The following is a 1,271-nucleotide window of genomic DNA, read 5'->3' as shown; positions in this document are numbered from 1 at the left end:
GGCTCTTCATCATTAACGGGGGACATCAGCATTCATTAAACTGATTTTGCGAAGATCATTTAATGGAGATAAGCCGATGTCCCACGCAGGTGCCATTTTAGGCATAACTGAACTAGAAATCGAACGAATACATCGCCACGACAGCATTGAGGTCTGGGCCCGGCCCAGTAGCAGACCACCGTGTATGCACTGTGACGCCAGACAACTAAGAATTAAAGCAACCCACCACCGGACGGTTAAGCACACGCGCCAGGGCAATCAGGTGTTAACGCTTCACCTTCGCGTGCCTAAGTATCACTGTCGTGCCTGCAACCGCTATTTCCGGCACCCGTTTGTGGGTATCAGGCCGCGCTATCGCGCATCAGAGTGCTATCGACTGGAAGTCTTTGAAGCGCATCATGGCGGCGTGACGCAACGCAAGATATCTCGTACACACCGGATAAGCTCTGCCACTGTTGAGCGCTGGTATCAGGGACACATCAGCCAGAAATATAAAGAGATCGTGAGTCGCCCTTGTCCTGAGATGCTGGGTATTGATGAGCACTTCTTTACTCGCAGGAAAGGCTATGCCACGACCATGGTCGACCTAAAAAATCACAACGTGTTTGATGTAAAACTCGGACGCTCAGAGCCAAGCCTGAGGCGGTATTTACAACGCTTAGAAGGGCGAGAGAACGTACGACTTATCGCCATGGATTTGTCTGAAACCTACCGCAATATCGCGAAACGTTACTTCCCTAACGCCACCATAGTGGCAGACCGCTTTCATGTGGTTCGTCTGATTAATCACCACTTTTTAAAAGCGTGGCAGTTGCATCACCCGGAGGGGCGCAGAAACCGTGGCCTACTTAGCCTGATGCGCAGGCATCAGTGGCGGCTAAGTGAAAAGAACGCCGAGAATCTACAGGGGTATTTGGCTGACTACCCTGTTCTCCAGGCCTTATATGAAGCTAAACAGAAACTCATTCGTTACGTTCTACTCAAGACCATGACGGAAAAGCGAATGGCAAACAAGTTACCGGGCTTTTTATGCTTGCTGGAACAACTGCATAACAGTCCACTGAAAGCACTGGCTAAGACACTGACTTCCTGGCTACAGCCGATTATTGCTATGTGGCGTTTTACCCGCAATAACGGCATTACAGAGGGCTTCCACAACAAAATGGAAATGCTATCGAGAAGAGCGTATGGTTTTAGAAATTTTGAAAACTACCGGATCAGAGTAATGACCCATTGCGGATGGAATGGTGTTATTAATCGTGTACGTTGAG

The 1,271-nt window shown here is 49.1% G+C and carries 1 protein-coding gene; it reads left to right on the top strand.

Annotated features, from left to right (window positions below):
* The first annotated feature begins 76 nt into the window (after positions 1 to 76).
* Positions 77 to 1,270, top strand: coding sequence for an ISL3 family transposase (locus J0A66_RS21400; RefSeq protein ID WP_206575893.1), 1,194 nt, complete (start codon positions 77 to 79; stop codon positions 1,268 to 1,270).
* Position 1,271 lies beyond the last annotated feature (1 nt).

The sequence above is a fragment of the Bowmanella dokdonensis genome (assembly GCF_017254865.1).
In the GTDB taxonomy this organism is placed as follows: Bacteria; Pseudomonadota; Gammaproteobacteria; order Enterobacterales; family Alteromonadaceae; genus Bowmanella; species Bowmanella dokdonensis.
The sequence above is the reverse complement of the archived record's forward strand: the minus strand, read 5'-3'. Positions and strand labels throughout refer to the sequence as shown.

Bases quoted from the DNA above. Each gene is read 5' to 3' on its own strand.
- J0A66_RS21400 (WP_206575893.1), top strand. From the start codon at position 77: ATGTCCCACGCAGGTGCCATTTTAGGCATAACTGAACTAGAAATCGAA.